Here is a 19111-nt window from a genome sequence, read left to right as displayed (position 1 = left end):
TATTTTACGCGTGTTTAAGTGTCCGCATACAGACAACCGGCTGTACGATACCGTACACTTCATCCTATCAACGCTTTTACATATTCATGTAAACGACTGAAAGCAAGCATATTAAACACAATGGCATACTTATTGGCGTCCCCATTCAGCATCATACAGAAATCCTTTCCCCGCTATGGATCGCGTCATAGAAAAGAAAAAATATACGCCTAAAAAAATCGCTGCTGTTGCCGGTGCTACACTGGTGCTGGTGGTGGTTTTATACAACCTGCTATTCGCCGAGCACTCCTCTAAACTCAATGTTGACAGCAAGCGCATTACCCTGGGCACCGTAGAGAACGGCGTGTTTCAGGAGTTCATCGCCATCGACGGTGCAGTGGAGCCCCTCAAAACATTTTACCTGGATATAACAGAAGGTGGCCGCGTGGAAAAGATCTATACCGATGATGGCCGCATGGTGGAGAAGGGCGATACCATCCTGAAGCTTTCCAATACAACGCTCCAGATCGACTTTATGACCCGCGAAACACAGCTCTACGACCTGATGAACGAGCGTCAGAACTCCGAAATCACGATGAAGCAGGACCAGATCAGGCAGCTGAACCAACTGGCCGAAACCGAATACAACCTGGCGCTGGCAGAGCGGGCCTACAACCGCAACAAGATGCTGATCGCTGAAAAAGCGATCTCGCAGGAGGAATTCGAAGCCTCCAAGGATCAGTACGATTTCCTCAAAAAACGCAAGGCTCTCGGCGACCGCTCCGTAAAGCAGGACGCAAAGCTGCTGGATGACCGTCTGCGCCAGCTGGATGAGTCCATCAGAAGAATGCAGGCCAACATCAACATGGCCCGCAACACATTGAACAACCTCTATGTCACCGCCCCTATCTCCGGTCAGCTGTCTACCCTGAAGGCGCAGGTAGGCGAGTCAAAAGGCGCGGGTGAGAACATCGGCCAGGTGGATGACATGAGCGGCTACAAGGTAAGAGCCGCTATAGATGAGCACTACATTTCCCGCATCTACCCCGGACTGGAGGGCAACTTCGATTTCAACGGCCAGAATTATAAACTAAAAGTAGCCAAAGTGTTTCCGGAAGTGCAGGGTGGTACTTTTCAGGTAGACCTGGAGTTTGCCGATGCCGCTACTCCGCAAGGTATACGCCGTGGTCAGACCCTGCAGATCAGGCTGAACCTGAATGATGGGGGCCAGGCGGTGCTTCTGCCACGCGGTGGATTCTATCAAAGTACAGGTGGCAGTTGGATATTCGTGGTAAATGAGTCTGGTGATCAGGCGACCAAACGCTCCATCAAACTAGGACGCCAGAACCCCAGGCATTACGAAGTGCTGGACGGGTTAAAGCCGGGTGAACGGGTGGTGCTGTCCTCATATGAAAGCTATGGCGACATAGACAGGCTGGAGTTAAAGTAAATAAATGGCTAAGTGGATAGCTCTACAACACTCAATTCTTACAACAATCTAACCCTCAACAATATAGCAATTAAACAATTAACGATATAGAAATCATGAGCAAGGAAGAATTCATCATCGAGACACAGCAGTTGGAGAAAAAATACATTACCGACACGGTAGAAACCACCGCCCTGGCGGGGGTGGACCTGCGCATTGCAAAAGGGGAGTTTGTTGCGGTGATGGGGCCATCCGGCTGCGGCAAGTCCACGCTGCTGAACATTCTTGGTTTGCTTGACAGTCCTTCAAGTGGTACTTTCCGCTTCCTGGGCCAGGACATAAGCCACGCATCGGAGCGGCAGCGCGCCAAGATCCGCAAGCAGAACCTGGGTTTTGTGTTCCAGAGCTTCAACCTGATAGATGAGCTGACGGTAGAGGAAAACATCAGTCTTCCGCTGGACTACCTGGGTATTCCGCGCGCTGAGGCAAGCAAACGTGTGAAAGAGGCTATGGAGCGCATGGGCATCGCCCACCGCCACGCCCACTTTCCGCAGCAGCTCTCCGGTGGGCAGCAGCAGCGTGTGGCCATTGCCCGCGCCACCGTGTCCGACCCCAGCCTGATCCTGGCTGACGAACCGACCGGTAACCTGGACTCGGTACACGGCCGGGAGGTGATGTCTTTGCTGTCGGAGCTCAACGACGCAGGAACCACGGTAGTCATGGTTACGCACTCGCCGTCGGATGCTGAATACGCACACCGCATCGTGAACCTGTTTGACGGTCAGATCGTGACAGAAAGCCTCAATGCCAGAAGGCAGGCTGCAGAGCTGCTCTAAGGCTGATAGCGGCAACTTGTGCAGTGCCGAACCTACACCTCGCAGCCATGTGAACGGAGGCGCCGGAAGCTGGACAGTAGAGCAGGTATAGCCTTGGACTCTCGACCAAATTAATGCGTGACTAAAGCGGCAAACATCTATGCTCAGGAATTACCTTCTCATCTTCTGGCGCAACATGACACGGAACAAGGTGTATGCGGCCATCAATATTGTGGGCCTGGCAATCGGCATCGCCTCCTGCATACTCATTTACCTGTATGTGCAGCACGAACTCAGCTACGACAAGGCCTTTTCTAAGCACGACAGGATTTACCGCGTCGTCAACGACCTGATCGTAGAGGATGAGGTCGAGAAAGCCTCCGTTACGCACGCGGCCCTGGCTCCTGCCCTTGCAGCAGACTTCCCCGAAGTGGAAGCTTCTACCCGCATGATCAACCGCGGCAAGCAGGTGCTCCGCTTAGAGGACAAAGCCATCACCATAGACCACACCTTTTGGGCGGACAGCAACTACTTCCAGCTCTTTGACTACAAAATGCTGGAGGGCGATCCGAAGACAGCCCTGATGGAGCCAAACACGATGGTGCTTTCGAAGGATGTGGCGGCGAAGTTCTTTAGCGATCCGCTGGATGCCATGTTCAGTACCCTTCGTATTGGCAGCCAATCCTATAAAGTGACAGGTATATTCGAGCCTGTGGATGCGGCCCATATGCGGCCCAACGTGCTTACCTCATTTAGCACCATCCCTGCGGATTTACGTAGCAGCATGCGCACAAACTGGGGCAACACGAATAGCTATACCTATGTGCTGCTAAGAAACGCTGGCGATGCCACGGCACTTCGGGCACAACTACCGGCCTTTGTGGAGCGCCGGGTGGCGCCAGGGCGCCCCAACACGACGGAGCGGGTGCAACTGCACCTGCAGGCGCTGCCAGACATTCACCTGAACACAGACTATCTTTGGGAGGTGTTTCCGGTTGGCAAAAAATCCTACATCTACATTTTCTCCTTTGTTGGCCTGTTCATTCTCCTGATTGCCTCCATCAACTACATGAACCTGGCTACGGCGCGTGCAACCAAGCGAGCAAAAGAGGTAGGGTTACGCAAAGTAGTGGGGGCCAACCGCTCTCAACTCATTGCGCAGTTTCTCAGTGAGTCGGTCCTGGTGACCCTGCTGGCCGTGCTGCTGGCCCTGGTGCTGGTCGAACTGATACTGCCCACTTTCAACACACTTGCCGATAAAAATATACCCGGCACTTATTTCCTTGAGTCTTCATTTGCCCTCACACTGCTGGGGGTAGGCTTTTTCATCGGCTTGGTGGCAGGCAGTTACCCAGCATTGGTGCTGTCGCACTTCAAACCGGTTGACATCCTGAAAACCGGCAAAATGCCAACGGGCAGTGGTGCTTATCTACGAAAAGGACTGGTGGTGGTGCAATTCACCATCTCGCTGGTACTCATCATCGGCACGGTGGTGGTGTACAGCCAGATGCATTACCTCAAAACCCAGGACCTCGGCTTCGACAAAGAGCAGGTGCTGGTGATTGACATTCCAAGCGGGGATACAACCATTGTCAACAAAATGCCTGTCGTGAAATCCGAGTTGCTCAAGCACCCGAGCATCACCAGCGCTACCACTAGCGCCATGATTCCGGGTACAAGCACAGGGGTTATCATTTTCAATGTGGAGCGCGATAACCAGATGGTGGAAAAGACCTTCAACACCATCTGGGTGGATTATGAATTCTTCGACCTGATGGCTATACCTGTGGTAGCCGGCAGGAACTTCTCAAAAGACATGAGCACCGACCTGGAGTACGGTATTATGGTGAATGAGGCCGCCGCCAAAGTGATGGGCTGGACTGATCCGATTGGCAAGCGCATCGGGGGCTCCGATACAACACGGGCCAAAGTGATCGGGGTGGTGAAGGACTTCAACTATACCTCGCTGCACAGCCAGATAGAACCGCTCGTGATCATGCTCGCCCCTCAGAACAATGGCTACCTGATGGCACGCATCAACCCCGAGAACATGGAGGCAACCCTGGCCCACGTGGAAAACGTCTGGCAGCGCCTGGCTCCTTCTCACCCGATGGACTACTTTTTTCTGGATGCGAGTTTTGATGAGCAGTACAGGGCAGAAGAGAAGATGCTGACCATTTTCGGGTACTTCACGTTCCTCACCATCATCATTGCCTGTATGGGCCTGTTTGGGCTTGCCTCTTTTACCACAGAGCAGCGCACCAAAGAGATCGGCATCCGCAAGGTACTGGGCAGCTCGGTTTCAGGTATAGTGGTGCTGCTAACCAAAGACTTTGTCGTGCTGGTATGCCTGGCTATCCTTATCGCGAGCCCGGTCGCCTGGTACGGCATGCAGCAGTGGCTACAGGATTTCGCCTATCGCACGCCGATCAGTATCTGGGTGTTTATCGTTTCCGGGCTGCTGGCGCTTTTCATTGCCATTCTTACTGTTAGTTTCAAAGCTATGCGTGCCGCACTGGAAGACCCGGTGCAGGCGCTGCGCACTGAGTAATCTGATTGAGTTTGTGTTTGTATTGTTAATTGAAAGGTGAATTCAGCGGGTTGTTAATTAAATATACCCGCTGAAGCATCCTTTTCACACAAAAAAGCATCTTTGAAAATAAAAACTATGACAAAGCCATCTACTGTCTTTTTTGCTTCGCTTGCCGCCGGTGTGCTCAGTATGCTTGACCTGCGCCCTGCCGCTTCTACCAGCCTTAGACTCATAACCGGCGTGGAAGTTATGCAGCAGGATACAATCAGGACAAAGAAGAAAAACGAGAGCGTCCGGATCCAGGTAGGCGGCAAGGGCAAAGACGGTAAGAACGGGGAGCAGGTATACATCAACTCGAATGACAACAAGCGGGAAGAACTGAAAAGCCAGGGAACTGTAACACTCACCGATGACCTGAAAGACATCAAAAGTATCTCTCCGAACGGCTACATCCAGTACATGCGCTCTGTCAATGACGACACCAAGCGATTGGAGATCAAAAGCGATGCTAATGGCAAACTGACCCGCACCTACTCGGAGAACGGTAAACAGGTGGCCTATGAGCCAGCTGGCAGAAAGTGGCTGCAGCAGGTAATGCCAGACCTGATGGCAAATACGGGTATAGGCATAGCCGAACTGGTGAGCGACCTATACGGTAAATCAGGTGCGAAAGGAGTGCTGGCAGAGGCCGAAAAAGCTGGCAGCGAACATGCTAAGATGCGCTTTGTGAATTACCTGTTCCAGCAACCTGGCCTGAAGCCTACCGACGTGAAGCAGTCGCTGCAGTTTGTGGACAAGCACATAACCTCTGACTACGAACGCCGCAAGGCCTTGGGGAGTGTGTCAGCTTCGCACCTCAAAAACAAAGACGTTACAGGCAGTTATCTGCAAGTGAGCGATAAAATCCAATCTGACTATGAACGTCGCAAGACCCTGCTTTACCTGCTGGAGACGCCTGATCTGAGCAAAGAGAGCACGGCAATGGCGCTGGAGCAGTCTGGCAAAATCTCCTCCGACTACGAAAAGGCTAAAGTACTGCAGCAACTCGCCAATCAGCCTGAATTCATCCAGCACAATTACAAACCGACCTTCTCCATCATCGATAAGTTTTCGTCAGATTATGAGAAGGCCAAAATCGTCAACTTCCTTCTAAAGAACCACAAACTGTCACAGGCCCAGTACAAGGAGCTACTGCCGGTTGTAAGCCGCATCAACTCTGACTATGAGAAGGGCAAAGTGCTCCGCAACATTGCCAGCGCCATACCTGCCGATGACAAGGGCCTGCGGGCAGAGGTTGAGAAAGCCGCCAACACCATCGGCTCTGATTATGAGAAAAACAAAGTAATCAGCGCCCTCCGATAGCGGGAGGCAGGGGGCGCCGGCCCTCTTTTCGTCGATTCTTTGCTGGAGAAAAGGCAAGTGCAAACCCAAAAGCAGCCTGTGACCGTTAACTAATTTGTTAACTCAGGTCCGCATACATGAAATTAACCAAAACAATCCTGTTGCTGCTGCTCAGCCTGCATTTCGGCTGTTCTTCCGTTGCCACACAGTCGAGTTCAGAAACTCACTATACTGTCTCGATCGACCTCACGCAAGTCAAAGGCGACAAGGTGCCGGTCAGCGTGCGCCCGCCGGCCATCAAGCAAGGCGAGGCCGTTTACAACATGCCCAAGATCGTGCCCGGCACTTACTCCGTATCCAATTTCGGCAATTTCGTGTCCGAGTTTCAGGCACTGGACAAGCAGGGCAAGCCGTTGCCAGTCGAGCGTATCGACACCAACCGCTGGCGCATTTCGGAGGCCCAGAACCTGGATAAAATCACATATTGGGTAGATGACACCTTCGATGCTGCCCGACGGCAGGATGTGGTGTTTGAGCCGGGCGGCACCAACATCGAAGAAGGCCAGAATTTCCTGCTCAACACCTTTGGCTTCGTGGGTTATTTCGACGGACTCAAGCAGGTGCCTTACGAACTTACCGTCACCAAACCTGAGGGCTTTTATGGCTCCACGGCGCTGCAGGCCAGTTCCAGTACCGCCACTACCGACACCTATACCTTGCCCAACTACGTGGAGCTGGCTGACTCGCCGCTGATGTATAGTAAACCTGACACCACGGTGCTCCATCTGGGCGAAACCAAAGTGCTGGTGTCCGTCTACTCCCCGACCGGTCGGGTTACTTCCAGGCCCATCGCCGATAACATCCGCGACATACTCGAAGCGCAGCGCAGCTACCTCGGCGGCACCCTGCCCGTCGATAAGTACGCTTTCCTGATCTACGTGCCGGAGCGGCCGGGCAAGTCGGGCTCTTATGGGGCGCTTGAGCATTCAAATTCTTCTGTCTACTATCTGCCCGAAATGCCTGAGGAGCGTTTCAACAGCACCATGCGCGACGTGGCGGCCCACGAGTTCTTTCATATCGTGACGCCGCTCTCCATCCAGTCCGAGGAGATCCATGATTTCGACTTCATCACCCCCCGCATGTCGAAGCACCTGTGGCTTTATGAGGGCGTAACGGAATACTTTGCCTCGCATGTGCAGGTACACGAAAACCTGATCTCGGTGGACGAATTCATGCAGAAGATCCGGGAGTATATTTTCAACTCCATGGCCTTTAACGACACGCTGCCTTTCACGGAGATGAGTGCCAAAGTGCTGGATGAGTACGAAAACCAGTATGGCAACGTGTACCAGAAAGGTGCCCTGATCGGGATGGCACTGGACATACAGCTGCGCGACCTGTCGGATGGCAAATACGGGCTGGTGAACCTGATGCAGGACCTGGCCAAAACCTATGGCAAAGGCAAACCCTTCAAAGACGACGAGCTTTTCGATAAAATAGCCGAACTGACCTATCCCGAGATACGGACCTTTTTTGCCCGCTATGTGGAAGGCAGTGAGCCCCTGCCTTTAGGGGAGCTGTTCGAAAAAGTGGGCGTGAAGTATGAGCCAGTGGCCGTGCAGCTGGTGAACTCCTATGGAGGATTTGTGCCGGGCTATGACCGGGAGGCCGACAAGATCACAGTGGCCGAGGCCGACGACATGGACGAGTTCGGGAAGCAGATGGGCTTCAAGGAAGGCGATCAGTTGCTGGCTTTCAATGGTAAGGAAGTGACCACGATGAATATCCGCGACATCATAGGCGAAGAGCTGCAAGAGGCCAAGCCGGGCAGCAAAATAGAGATCACCGTAGGGCGCAAAGATGCCAAGGGTGTTGTGAAGCCCAAAAAACTCACGGGTAAAGTAACCCCTGTCAAGCGGGAAGTGCTGCACCTGCTCGAGCCTGTGGAGTCGCCAACCGAACGACAGCTTCGCCTGCGTGCCTCCTGGCTGAACGAGACCATGCCCTAAGAAACCATACCTTAAAGCAACATTTTAACTATCCCGCTGTTTCAACAAAGCGAATTTGTCTTAAATGATCTGACAATGATCGTTTTACCAGGGCCGATCAGGTTATTTGTGTACCTTTGTACCTGATTTTCAAAGCCTCCCGTTTTAAATTTAGTTAGATGCGCTTACCAGCTTTTGCTGTATACCTTTTCTGCTTACTCAGTCTCATAACCGCCGATGTGTTTGCTCAGAGCACCTATACCATCAGTGGTTACGTGCGCGGCACCGGCAATGAAGACGCACTCATCGGGGCTACGGTATCGGTTCCTGAGCTGCGCACCGGCGCTGTAACGGATGGCCGTGGTTTCTATACCTTGCAACTGCCCGAGGGCAGCTATACCTTGCAGGCCACCTACATCGGCTACGAAGCCACTACCCGCAGCATCGAAGTCTCTGGCCAAAACCTGACCGTCAACTTTGCCTTGCTGCCTGCCAACAGCCAGTTGGGCGAAGTCGTGATTGAGGCCAATTCCCTGCAGCAGAAGCTCAATGCCAGTCAGATGAGCGTCGAGACGCTGACCACGCGGGAGGCCAAGCTGTTGCCGGCACTTTTCGGGGAGGTCGACCTGATCAAGGTACTGCAGCTCAAGCCCGGGGTGCAGTCGGGTGGTGAAGGCGCATCGGGCCTTTACGTGCGCGGCGGCGGGCCGGACCAGAACCTGGTGCTGCTGGATGATGCCGTGGTGTACAATGCCTCTCACCTGTTCGGTTTCTTCTCGGTTTTCAACCCGGATGCCGTGGAAAGTGTGGAGCTCTACAAAGGGGGCTTTCCGGCGCAGTTTGGCGGCAGGCTGTCTTCTGTGTTGGATGTGAAGATGCGGGAGGGCAACAAGGAGCGCATCGGCGTAACCGGCGGCCTCGGCCTGATTGCCTCGCGCCTGACGGTGGACGGGCCGATCGTGAAAGACAAGTCCTCGTTCATCCTCTCCGGCCGGCGCACGTATGTCGATGTGTTCACACGCCAGATTAACCGCCTGCAGGAGGGCAAGGAAGACTTCAATCCTATACCTGACTACTACTTCTACGACCTCAACGGCAAGGCCAATTACAAGCTGGGCGAGAAAGACGAACTGTTCATAAGCGGCTATTACGGGCGCGACTTCTTTGGGTTCAATGACGCTGATTTTGAGTTTGGCTTCGACTGGGGTAACAAAGTGGGCTCCCTTCGCTGGCAGCATAAGTTCAATCCACGCTTTCGGGTAAACACCACGCTTTCGGGCAGCAGCTACCAGTACAACGTCAGCAACAAGATCGACGTGTTCAGCTTTAACCTGACCTCCGACATCCGCGACCTGGCCCTGAAAACGGACTTCAGCCTGATCCTGGACAAGGGCCATACCTTGCAATTCGGCGCCATGGCCACTAAGCACGATTTTACCATCGGCCGCCTCAACTTCGACTCTGACGACGACCGGCAAAGTTTCAGTGCAGGCAACGACTATGAGGCCACGGAAGCTGCAGCCTATGTAGCCGATGATTTCCAGGTAAACAGCCAGTTTTCGCTCAACTACGGTGTGCGGCTCTCAGCCTTCAACAGCGGAGGCAAGACTTACAGCGCACTTGAGCCCCGGGCTTCTGCCAGGTATAGCCTGAGCGAAAGAACGTCGCTGAAGGCCAGCTATGCCAGCATGATGCAGTACATTCACCTGGTAGCCAACTCCGGCGCCTCGCTACCGACCGATATCTGGTATCCTTCCAACGACTACGTGAAGCCGCAGCGCTCGCAACAGGTGGCCGCAGGTATAAGCCATCTTTTTGGCGGGGGCCGCTACATGATCACGAACGAACTGTACTACAAGTGGATGCACCGCCAGATCGATTTCCGCGACGGCGCCAACCTGTTTGTGAATGACAACCTGGAGGACGAATTCCTGTTTGGCAAAGGCGAGAGCTACGGTAATGAGGTATACCTCGAAAAGATAAAGGGCCGCACCACGGGATGGGTGGGCTATACCTTGTCGTGGAGCTACCGCCAGTTCGATGACATCAACGGGGGGCGCCGCTTCCCGACCCGCCACGACCGCCGTCATGACGTAAGCGTGGTAGTGCTGCACGAGTTGAGCAAGCGCATCCACCTGACCGGCGCCTTTGTGTATGGCACCGGCAATGCCTATTCGCTCCCCGTGGCCCGCTTTGCGTTTCAGGATGTGCAGGGCAAAGGTGCTACCGTAGTGCCCGTGTACAGCGACCGCAACAGCTTCCGGCTGGCCGCTTTCCACCGCCTGGACCTGGGCCTGGTGCTTAAGCTCAACCCGAAGCGCGGCGAGGCAGACCTGACCTTCAGTGCCTACAACGCCTACAACCGTCGCAACCCGTACTTTGTGTATTTTGAACAGGTGAAGGATGAGGATGACAATGAGACGCTCGGCTTCCGGGCCAAGCAGGTGTCCCTGTTTCCGGTTATACCTTCTGTTACTTATAATTTCAAGTTCTGATGAAGACCAGACCTACGATCTATACCTTGCTGTTGCCCCTGCTTTTGCTACTGGCCTCCTGCGACATGGAGCAGGAAGTGGAAGTAAAACTGCCACCCCACGAGTCACAATTGGTAGTGGAGTGCTATCTGGAGCCCGGCAAAACTCTACGGGCCGTGGTACTGGAAAGCGTGAGCTACTTTAACGACCCGGAGCTGCCGCTTGTACCTGATGCTGAGGTATTTATTACGCACAAGGGCAGAACGATCAAGCTGCCTTTCAGCCCTGTTCAGAACAAGCAAACCGGCAAGTACTACACTCACCGCATAAGCGAAAAGCTGGACCTGCAGCCCGGCGATGTAGTAACGCTGGAGGTAAAAGACAAGAAAGGGCGCCACGTAACTGGCACCACTACCATCCTGGGCCAGGTGCCGATCGAGGCAGTGGAATGGAAGTTCAATGAAAAGAACAAAGCCTATCTGCTCACTTCCTACCAGGACGACCCGGATGCTGTTAACTTCTACCGCTACATGGTGCACCGCGACAGCCTTTCCAATTCCTCTCAGCGTGATTTCATATCCAGCGACCAGCTCACGAATGGCCAGCGCGTATCTTACGGTTCGGGCTACGACTACGAGCAGGGCGATACACTGGTCGTTTCGCTCTTCCACATCGAGCAGCAGTACTACGATTTCTTAGGCTCTATATCGGATGCGCGCAATGCCAACGGTAACCCCTTTGCGCAGCCCTCGCGCATTGTCTCCTCGGTGAAAGGCGGCATCGGCATCTTTACGAACCTCTCTTATAACCGCAAAACAGTGGTGATAGAAAAGTAAGAATCATTAGGAGGCATTTTTATTCCCGGCCAGTTCTGTACCGGACCTACATCCGGCACTGCTTCAACCTGACCTGGGAGGTAATCAGGCAAGGCGTGTCAAAACCTTACTCCTTTCCCTCGCATTCTTAACCCTATAACTAGTCTCAAAACAAGCAGGGGCAGCCAATTTGGCCGCCCCTGCTTGTGCTTATATGCTTTACTTAATTGTTAAGGCTACTATTGCTGACGCACCAGTTCTTTTATCAGCAGGGTCATGCGTGGCTCCGCAATAGCGGCGGCTTCCAGAATATCGGCCAGGTTCACTTTCTTGATGCGGTCGGGCGTACCCATGTCGGTGATGACAGAGATGCCAAAAATCTTCATGCCCATGTGGCGGGCCGCAATGGCTTCCGGCACGGTCGACATACCTACAACATCGGCCCCTATGCGGGCAATGTAGGTATACTCAGCCAGAGTTTCCAGCATAGGACCTGGTACGCTGGCGTAAACACCCTCTTGCAGCGTGAAGCCGGCATCTTCGGCGATGACCATTGCCTGGCGCACCATCTGCTCATCGTACACTTCGCTCATGTCTGGGAAGCGAGGTCCCAGTTCGTCCAGGTTCGGACCGATCAGCGGGTTGGATGGCTGCAGGTTAATGTGGTCGGTGATCACCATCAGGTCAGAGGTACTGAAAGCAGGGTTCAGGCCGCCGCAGGCATTGGAGATGAACAGCTTCTGCACGCCCAGCAATTTCATCACACGCACCGGGTGCACCACCTGGTGCATGGTATAGCCTTCGTAGAAATGGAAGCGTCCCTGCATCACGATCACGCGACGCCCGGCCAGCGTTCCAAAAGCCAGGCGGCCGGTATGGCTCTCCACCGTTGACACAGGGAAGTGCGGGATATCGGCATAATCGAGGCTATATTCTATCTCAATTTCTTTGATCAAAGCGCCCAGGCCCGTGCCCAGTATAATTCCGAACTCAGGTTGGAAATTGCCTGTCTGGTCCTGTATATAAGAAGCGGACTCTCGTAATTGCTGCATCATATCGTTCATCGTTTTTTATGCTGTTTTAAGGTTCGCGAAATAGGGCATTTATCCTGAGAGAATAAATGATTTTAATCATGTGTGGGCATGACACTCTGATTTCGCTCTTCTTCGCAATTTGCAAAAAAAGGAACGGACCTGAAACAAAAAGCCCGCTGGTTTACACCAACGGGCTTTCAAATATTGCATTTGCAGCAGGTTATACCTGGCCAGCTTTGTTACTGTACGATCAGCTCATACGGCATGCGGGTTTGGATACCCTGCATATTCTCTACTTTCTTGTACATGTTGTACACAGGGTATAGCTGACCGAGTTCGGCCTTCACAGCGCGCTCTTTTACCTGTGAGCCAGCCTCACCGAGCATCTCTTCGAAGAAATTTTTGCGGCGCGGCAGCTCCTTAATGCGGTAGTCATCTTCTATACCTACACGGGCAGCGGCAATCTCGATGGCTTTTTCCAGGCCACCATGTACGTCTATCAGGTTGCGCTCCTTGGCTTCTATACCTGACCACACACGGCCCGAAGCGAATTTCTTCAGCTCGTCCTGCGACATGCCACGGCCGTCAGCCGCTTTCTGCGTGAATACCTCGTAGATCTTGTTGATCTCGCGCTGCACGATCTCTTTTTCAAACGGCGTCATGGCGCGGGTAACTGTTGGCAGATCTGAGTGGTTGCCAGTGCTTACGCGGTCCACGGTGATGCCCAGCTTGTTCTTGAAGAAGCCTTCGAAGTTCGGAACAATGCCAAACACACCGATACTGCCTGTGATGGTGTTCGGGTGCGCCACGATCGTATCGCAGCCCATGGCCATGTAGTAACCGCCGGAGGCAGCCATGTCAGACATGGAGGCAATCACCGGCTTCACTTTGCGGGTCTCCTGGATTTCACGCCACATCACATCAGACGCCAGCGCGCTGCCACCCGGAGAGTTGATGCGCAGCACCACCGCCTTCACGTTCTTGTCCATACGGGCATTGCGGATCGCTTCTGCATAACGAGTGCTACCAATCTGGTCGTCATCGCCTTCACCGTCCACAATATCGCCTTCCGCGTAAATCACGGCAATGCGGTTTTTAGCGGAACCAGTCTTCTCAGCGTCTTTCACTTTTTTGTATTTGGCCAGGCTAATCAGTTGCAGTTTCTTGTCAGTCTCGACACCAAGCTGCTCTTTCATGTAATCGATGGCTTCGTCGTAGTAGCCAATGTCAGTGGCCAGACCATGCGTTTTAGCGTCTTCGGCTTCGCGCACCAGCACCTCATCCGATACTTTTTTCAGCTCTTCGTAGGTCTTGCCGCGTGCCTTTGCGATCTTGCGCAGTTGGTAGTCGTTGATCGAGTTCAGGAAGGAGGTCATCTGCTCGCGGTTGGCCTCGCTCATCTTGTCGAGGAAGAAAGGCTCTACCGCACTTTTAAAATCGCCTACTTTAAAAATTTCAGGCTGGATGTCAAGTTTTTCCAGGGTGCCTTTGAAGAAGAACACCTCAGAGCTGATGCCGTTAAACTCCAGCGTGCCCATCGGGTTCAGGTATATTTTGTCGGCCACAGAAGACAGGTAGTAAGCCTTCTCGTTGGTCATGTCACCGTACGATACAATGAATTTGCCCGACTCCTTGAAGTCGATCAGCTCGTCGCGGATCTCTTCCAGCTTGCCCATACCGGCATCCACGAAACGCATGTTCAGGAAGATGCCTTTTACATTGTCGTCTGTTTTGGCGCGGCGAATAGAGGCTTTGATCTGATCCAATCCGTCGCCGCTACTCATAGAGAAGAAGCCAAAGGAAAAATCACCGAAAGGATTCTCCTGCTCGCGCTCTACAATTGCTTTGTCCAGTTTAAGCTCCAGCACGGAGTTTTCGGCTACCGTGACATCCCCCTTAGAGGCAGATGCCGCAATAACGCCGACCATGATCAGGAGGCCCAGAAAGAAAAATATGAACAGGCCAAGGATGGTCGCCAGCACATATCTGAGGAAATTCAACATAGGTTCTACTTATTTTTAAGGTTCTGTTTTAAGGCACCAGAAAGTATAGGTCCCTGCATACAATAAACAAAAATAGCGCTTAAAGTTCAATACCAAACCCCAATATACAGCAATCTCGACCAATCGGGCCTTTTCATAGACTAATTGAATTGTTGGTGGTTGAAATGCTAAATTGTTGGATTGTTGATTGCTAATTGTTGGGTGCACGATTAACCTGCCTTTCAGAGGAGGGGATTTTCCTGCACGATTCAGGCAGTTGTGTTAGTGCGGGACTTTGTCAGGTATAGAGGTACACCGATTCGGTCAGGTATACGGGGGCATAATTGCTGTTGCACGATTCGGACAGACCGCGATCTGTCTTGCGCTCTTTTCTGAAAGGCTCTTCGGGACATCCATGTCCCGAAGTTTTCTGTTGGGGATGTCCACATCCCCGTGCGTGGGTCTGCAGGTATACGGGGATTAGGAAATCCCCTGCCGTTTGCTTTCGGATTGATAAATCCGAATGAGCCTGTTGAGGCCTGTTGTCCATTTGCCTGTTTTGCAGGTACACGGGGACAAGGATGTCCCCGGCAGAAATGCTTCCGGACACAGATGTCCGGAAGAGCGTTCAGTTGGGTTCATGCATGAAAGAAGTTACTGTGTAAAGTCGATACAATTCTAACTCCGAAACTCTTTAATTCCTCAACTCCCAAACTTCTAATACCGATACTTCTTTCCCCACTGTGCCTGCAGTTGCTTGAGCAAGTCACGCTCGCGGGCGTTATCGCCAGGCTGGTAGAGGGCGGTGTTGGTAAGCTCTTGTGGCATGAACTCCTGCTGCACGAAATTGCCTTCGTAGTCGTGGGCGTATTTGTAGTTGTTGCCGTAGCCAATCTCTTTCATCAGTTTGGTCGGGGCGTTGCGGATGTGCAGCGGCACGGGCAGGTTGCCGGTCTGCTGCACCAGCTGCCTTGCCTGCTTGATGGCCTTGTAACTCGCGTTGCTCTTGGGCGAAGTGGCCAGGTATACTGTGCATTGCGACAGGATGATCTCTGCTTCCGGATAACCGATCATCTGCACCGCCTGGAAACAGTTGGTGGCCATAAGCAGGGCGTTCGCATTCGCCAGACCGATGTCCTCAGAAGACGCGATGAGCAAACGACGGGCAATAAACTTAGGGTCCTCGCCACCCTCGATCATGCGGGCCAGCCAGTAGACGGCCGCATTGGGGTCCGAGCCGCGGATGGATTTAATGAAGGCCGACACCAGATCATAGTGCATCTCACCGGACTTGTCATACATCACGATGTTCTGCTGGGCCACCTGCTTCACCAACTCGTTGGTTACCACCACCTCGTCGGCTTTGATGCCTTCGGCCACAATCTCGAGCAGGTTGAGCAGCTTGCGGGCATCTCCACCCGAAATAGTCAGCAGCGCCTCGTATTCCTCTATCCGCACCTTGCGGTGGCGCATCCATTCGTCCTGTTCCAGGGCTTTGTCAACCAGTTCGATCAGTTCATCTTTGGTGAGGTGCTTGAGGATGTATACCTGGCAGCGCGACAGCAGGGCCGAGATCACCTCAAAGGAAGGGTTCTCGGTAGTAGCGCCCACCAATGTCACTGTTCCTTTTTCGACAGCGCCCAGCAAAGCGTCCTGCTGCGACTTGTTGAAGCGGTGGATCTCGTCGATGAAAAGTACCGTACCTTGCCGTTTTTTGGCCTGCTCAATCACTTCCCGGATGTCCTTTACACCTGCATTGATGGCGCTCAGCGCCACGAAAGGCACCTTCATCTGGTTGGCAATGATGTTGGCCAGGGTAGTTTTGCCCACACCCGGAGGCCCCCACAAGATCATGCTCGGTATCACGCCGCCCTCAATGTAGCGACGCAGGATGCCGGTAGGCCCCACCAGGTGCTTTTGTCCGTAATACTGGTCCAGGTTGTGTGGCCGCATGCGCTCGGCCAACGGTACGTTCGGGTGATTCATCTGCTCTTATTCTCTCTTGGGAGTTCGGTCTAAACAAAGTTACGAATTTGAGGGCAAAGCCGAAGGACTGAATTACCGCGACCGCTACTTCTTCTCCTCTCCATCATGTGGCGACTCTATCTCGTTTTCCTTCTCCAGTTTCCGGCGGATGGCTTTTGTATTCCAGCGCAGCACCGACACTTCCATGGGGCTGCGGGAGGGGCGCTCATCACCAAACAGCACGCCCCACTGCTTGAACTGGTCCGTTCTGTCGAACACTACCTTCAGCACCGCAATAATGGGGAGCGACAGGAACATGCCTGCTATACCTGCTATCTCGCCGCCCACGACCACCCCCACGATGGTGGCGAGGGCATTGATCTTAACTTTTGAGCCCACGATGCGCGGCATCAGGATATTGTTATCCAGGAACTGCACACCGGCAATGGTACCCAATACCACAAAGATCGGCCAAATTTCAGGTGACGAGGCCAGCGTGAGCAGCACCCCGATGATGTTGCCCAACAACGCTCCCACGTAAGGTATAAGGTTGAGAAAGGCGAAAATAATACCGATGAGCAGCGCGTGCTTAATACCGATGATCATCAGGAGGCCGCCCAGCAGCACGGTCATATAAGTAACCTGTATGAGCAGGCCGAACAGGTAGCTTTTGATGATCACCTGCATCTCGCGCAGTGTCTCTTCCACTTTCTCGTGGTTGTCGCGGGGGAACCACAGGAACACGAAGCGCAGCAGGAGGTTGCGGTAAAAGAGCAGCAAAAAGATGTAGATCGGCAACAGCCCCAGGAATATCAGCGTGCCCGTCACGCCCCCAGCCACACCGCCCAACAGGGTACCGGCATAGGTCAGCAGGTTGTTGCTCTGCTCTTTAACGAAATTGATCTGCTCCTGCGACGAAAAGGGTGTCTTGCTCCCGACCCAGGTACTCAGCGCGTTCAGGTGGTTCATCACGTTTTTCTGGATGGTCGGAAAATCACGTATCAGCACGCTGATCTGGGAGGAGAAAAACCAGATAATGCCGCCCAGCACCACAATCATCGCTAACAGGCTGAGTCCAATCGCTAACGCCTCCGGCATTTTCCTGTTCCTGAAAAAACGGAAGAGCGGCAATAGCATGATGCTGATGAAAAAGGCCATGAGCAGCGGCGCCAGCAGTCCCTTTCCCAATACTATAATCCAGCCCAGAAAAAACAGTCCTGTTATTTCGATGGCTCTTCTCACCGTCAGAGGTATTTGATTCATGCAGTAATGTAGCTTGAGGGTACGGGTTTTAATTGCCTCCTTATACGGCACAAACCGAATAAGCACGTAATTTTGCGGCATGAATAAACAGGTACAGGTGCACGCCTCGCTTTTTCTGGTGGCACTGATCTACGGTAGCAATTACAGCATCGCCAAAGAGGTGATGCCCGCGTACGTGGGCCCCTTCGGATTGATCCTGATCCGGGTGGTATCGGCGGCGCTGTTTTTCGGCCTGTTCGCCCGCCTGGTGGTGAAGGAGAAGATCGTGGGACGTGCCGACAACATCCGGGTGATTCTGTGCGGCGTGACCGGGGTGGCCATTAACCAGCTTTGTTTCTTTGCCGGACTGAACCTGACTGCTCCGATCAATGCGGCGCTCCTGATGGTGATTGTGCCGGTGGTGGTGCTGGTCTTTTCGGCCCTGCTGCTGCGGGAGCGCATCGGCAAGCGGAAGGTGTCAGGTATAGCCATGGCCTGCGTGGGTGCTTTTCTGCTCATCTATACCTCGCAGGGGGGGCAGGCAACCGGTAATTTGTGGGGCGACCTCCTCATCATTCTCAACGCCACTTCGTTTGGCCTGTACCTGGTGCTGGTAAAACCGCTGATGCAGAAGTACCAGGCCATCACCATTGTGAGCCGCATCTTTACGGTGGGTGCCGTGCTGGTGGTTCCATTCGGCTGGCAACAGCTGCTAGCGCCTGACTACAGTGCCTTCCCGGTGTCTATCTGGCTGGCTATTCTGTTCATGGTCTTTGCTGTCACCATCGTGGCCTACCTCCTCAATACCTGGGCGCTACGCTATGCCAACCCCTCGTTGGTGGGCGCTTACATTTACCTGCAGCCGGTAATGGCTATTCTGATTGCGATTGCGATGGGTAAGGATGTTTTCACATTGCAGAAAGCAGCCTTCGCTCTGCTGATATTTGCCGGGGTATACCTGGTGAGTCACACCAAACAACACGCCCTCAAAAAAACAGCCTAAGGCATATAGTTTTCTTCGGGCAGGTCGGTGGTGCTGTGCGAAACCGGCACGCGGCGCAGCAAGGTATACTGAAAGTCCACAGAGTCGCTTCGGATAGGGCTGGCATGCATCACGGAGATGCTGTCGCCTTCGTGCAGGGTATAGTAAAAATTGCCTTGCCCGGCCCACCAGCCGCCACAGGCTGAAAGCGCCTCGCGCGGCACCCCGAAAGAGGTAAACATCTGCGGCGCAATAACGGAGCAGGTATAGACCGTATCGAGCACGTACTGCATCTCCATCTGACTCAGGTATACCACCGCCAGCGGATTTTCCTCGTCGGCATTCTGGATTTCCTCGCACTGCAGGTCTGCTTTCACCCAGCTGTTCACATCGCCAACGGCGTTTTCCTGCTCGAGCCGCTCATACTGCGCTTCCTCTTTCTGGCTGCAGGCCACGAGCGTGCACAGGAATAGGGCAACTAAAAAGCGGAGCTTCATACAGAGCGGTTTTGTCGGACTCAAAGGTATAATGA

The 19111-nt window shown here is 53.4% G+C and carries 13 protein-coding genes; 8 read left to right on the top strand and 5 right to left on the bottom strand.

From position 1 onward, the window contains the following. The first annotated feature begins 175 nt into the window (after positions 1 to 175). The 7 genes from Q4E40_RS09455 (at position 176) to Q4E40_RS09425 (ending at position 11395) form a co-directional block, all read left to right on the top strand. Positions 176 to 1429, top strand: coding sequence for an efflux RND transporter periplasmic adaptor subunit (locus tag Q4E40_RS09455; RefSeq protein WP_303411705.1), 1254 nt, complete (start codon positions 176 to 178; stop codon positions 1427 to 1429). A 95-nt stretch (positions 1430 to 1524) separates the two neighbouring features. Continuing rightward, complete coding sequence (locus Q4E40_RS09450; protein WP_303411702.1) at positions 1525 to 2244, top strand: ABC transporter ATP-binding protein; 720 nt, start codon at positions 1525 to 1527, stop codon at positions 2242 to 2244. Between the two features lie 139 nt (positions 2245 to 2383). Further along, entirely contained in the window at positions 2384 to 4774 is a 2391-nt protein-coding gene (locus Q4E40_RS09445; RefSeq protein WP_303411700.1) for an ABC transporter permease, read from the top strand. 117 nt (positions 4775 to 4891) lie between these two features. Beyond that, the gene (locus Q4E40_RS09440) at positions 4892 to 6118 is read left to right on the top strand and encodes a hypothetical protein (protein WP_303411698.1); all 1227 of its coding nucleotides are present in this window, start codon (positions 4892 to 4894) and stop codon (positions 6116 to 6118) included. A gap of 116 nt (positions 6119 to 6234) precedes the next feature. Continuing rightward, a complete protein-coding gene (locus Q4E40_RS09435; RefSeq protein ID WP_303411696.1) occupies positions 6235 to 8106 on the top strand; it encodes a M61 family metallopeptidase in 1872 nt (623 codons plus the stop codon). Positions 8107 to 8264: 158 nt separating this feature from the next. Beyond that, the gene (locus tag Q4E40_RS09430; RefSeq protein WP_303411694.1) at positions 8265 to 10580 is read left to right on the top strand and encodes a TonB-dependent receptor; all 2316 of its coding nucleotides are present in this window, start codon (positions 8265 to 8267) and stop codon (positions 10578 to 10580) included. Continuing rightward, on the top strand, positions 10580 to 11395 hold the full coding sequence (locus Q4E40_RS09425) for a DUF4249 domain-containing protein (protein WP_303411692.1): 816 nt from the start codon (positions 10580 to 10582) through the stop codon (positions 11393 to 11395). Before Q4E40_RS09430 ends, Q4E40_RS09425 begins: the two co-directional genes overlap by 1 nt. A 218-nt stretch (positions 11396 to 11613) precedes the next feature. On the opposite strand, the gene Q4E40_RS09420 is transcribed toward Q4E40_RS09425, so the two are convergent. The 4 genes from Q4E40_RS09420 to Q4E40_RS09405 all read right to left on the bottom strand — a co-directional run bounded on the left by Q4E40_RS09420 (position 11614) and on the right by Q4E40_RS09405 (position 17618). Then, on the bottom strand, positions 11614 to 12429 hold the full coding sequence (locus Q4E40_RS09420) for a purine-nucleoside phosphorylase (RefSeq protein ID WP_303411690.1): 816 nt from the start codon (positions 12427 to 12429) through the stop codon (positions 11614 to 11616). A 218-nt stretch (positions 12430 to 12647) separates the two neighbouring features. Then, positions 12648 to 14411, bottom strand: coding sequence for a signal peptide peptidase SppA (gene sppA, locus Q4E40_RS09415; RefSeq protein ID WP_303411688.1), 1764 nt, complete (start codon positions 14409 to 14411; stop codon positions 12648 to 12650). A 696-nt stretch (positions 14412 to 15107) separates the two neighbouring features. Next, positions 15108 to 16376 (bottom strand): replication-associated recombination protein A, encoded by a 1269-nt coding sequence (locus tag Q4E40_RS09410; RefSeq protein ID WP_303411686.1) that lies wholly within the window; start codon positions 16374 to 16376, stop codon positions 15108 to 15110. An 84-nt stretch (positions 16377 to 16460) separates the two neighbouring features. Then, complete coding sequence (locus Q4E40_RS09405) at positions 16461 to 17618, bottom strand: AI-2E family transporter (protein ID WP_303411684.1); 1158 nt, start codon at positions 17616 to 17618, stop codon at positions 16461 to 16463. 79 nt (positions 17619 to 17697) lie between these two features. Between Q4E40_RS09405 and Q4E40_RS09400 the strand changes: the two genes are divergently transcribed. Continuing rightward, positions 17698 to 18600 (top strand): DMT family transporter, encoded by a 903-nt coding sequence (locus Q4E40_RS09400; protein WP_303411682.1) that lies wholly within the window; start codon positions 17698 to 17700, stop codon positions 18598 to 18600. Here Q4E40_RS09400 and Q4E40_RS09395 read toward each other — a convergent pair. Then, positions 18597 to 19076, bottom strand: coding sequence for a hypothetical protein (locus Q4E40_RS09395; RefSeq protein ID WP_303411680.1), 480 nt, complete (start codon positions 19074 to 19076; stop codon positions 18597 to 18599). The two genes, Q4E40_RS09400 and Q4E40_RS09395, sit on opposite strands and share 4 nt — an antisense overlap. Between the last annotated feature and the right edge of the window lie 35 nt (positions 19077 to 19111).

It is taken from the genome of Pontibacter coccineus, from assembly GCF_030546575.1.
Lineage (GTDB): Bacteria > Bacteroidota > Bacteroidia > Cytophagales > Hymenobacteraceae > Pontibacter > Pontibacter coccineus.
The sequence above is the reverse complement of the archived record's forward strand: the minus strand, read 5'-3'. Positions and strand labels throughout refer to the sequence as shown.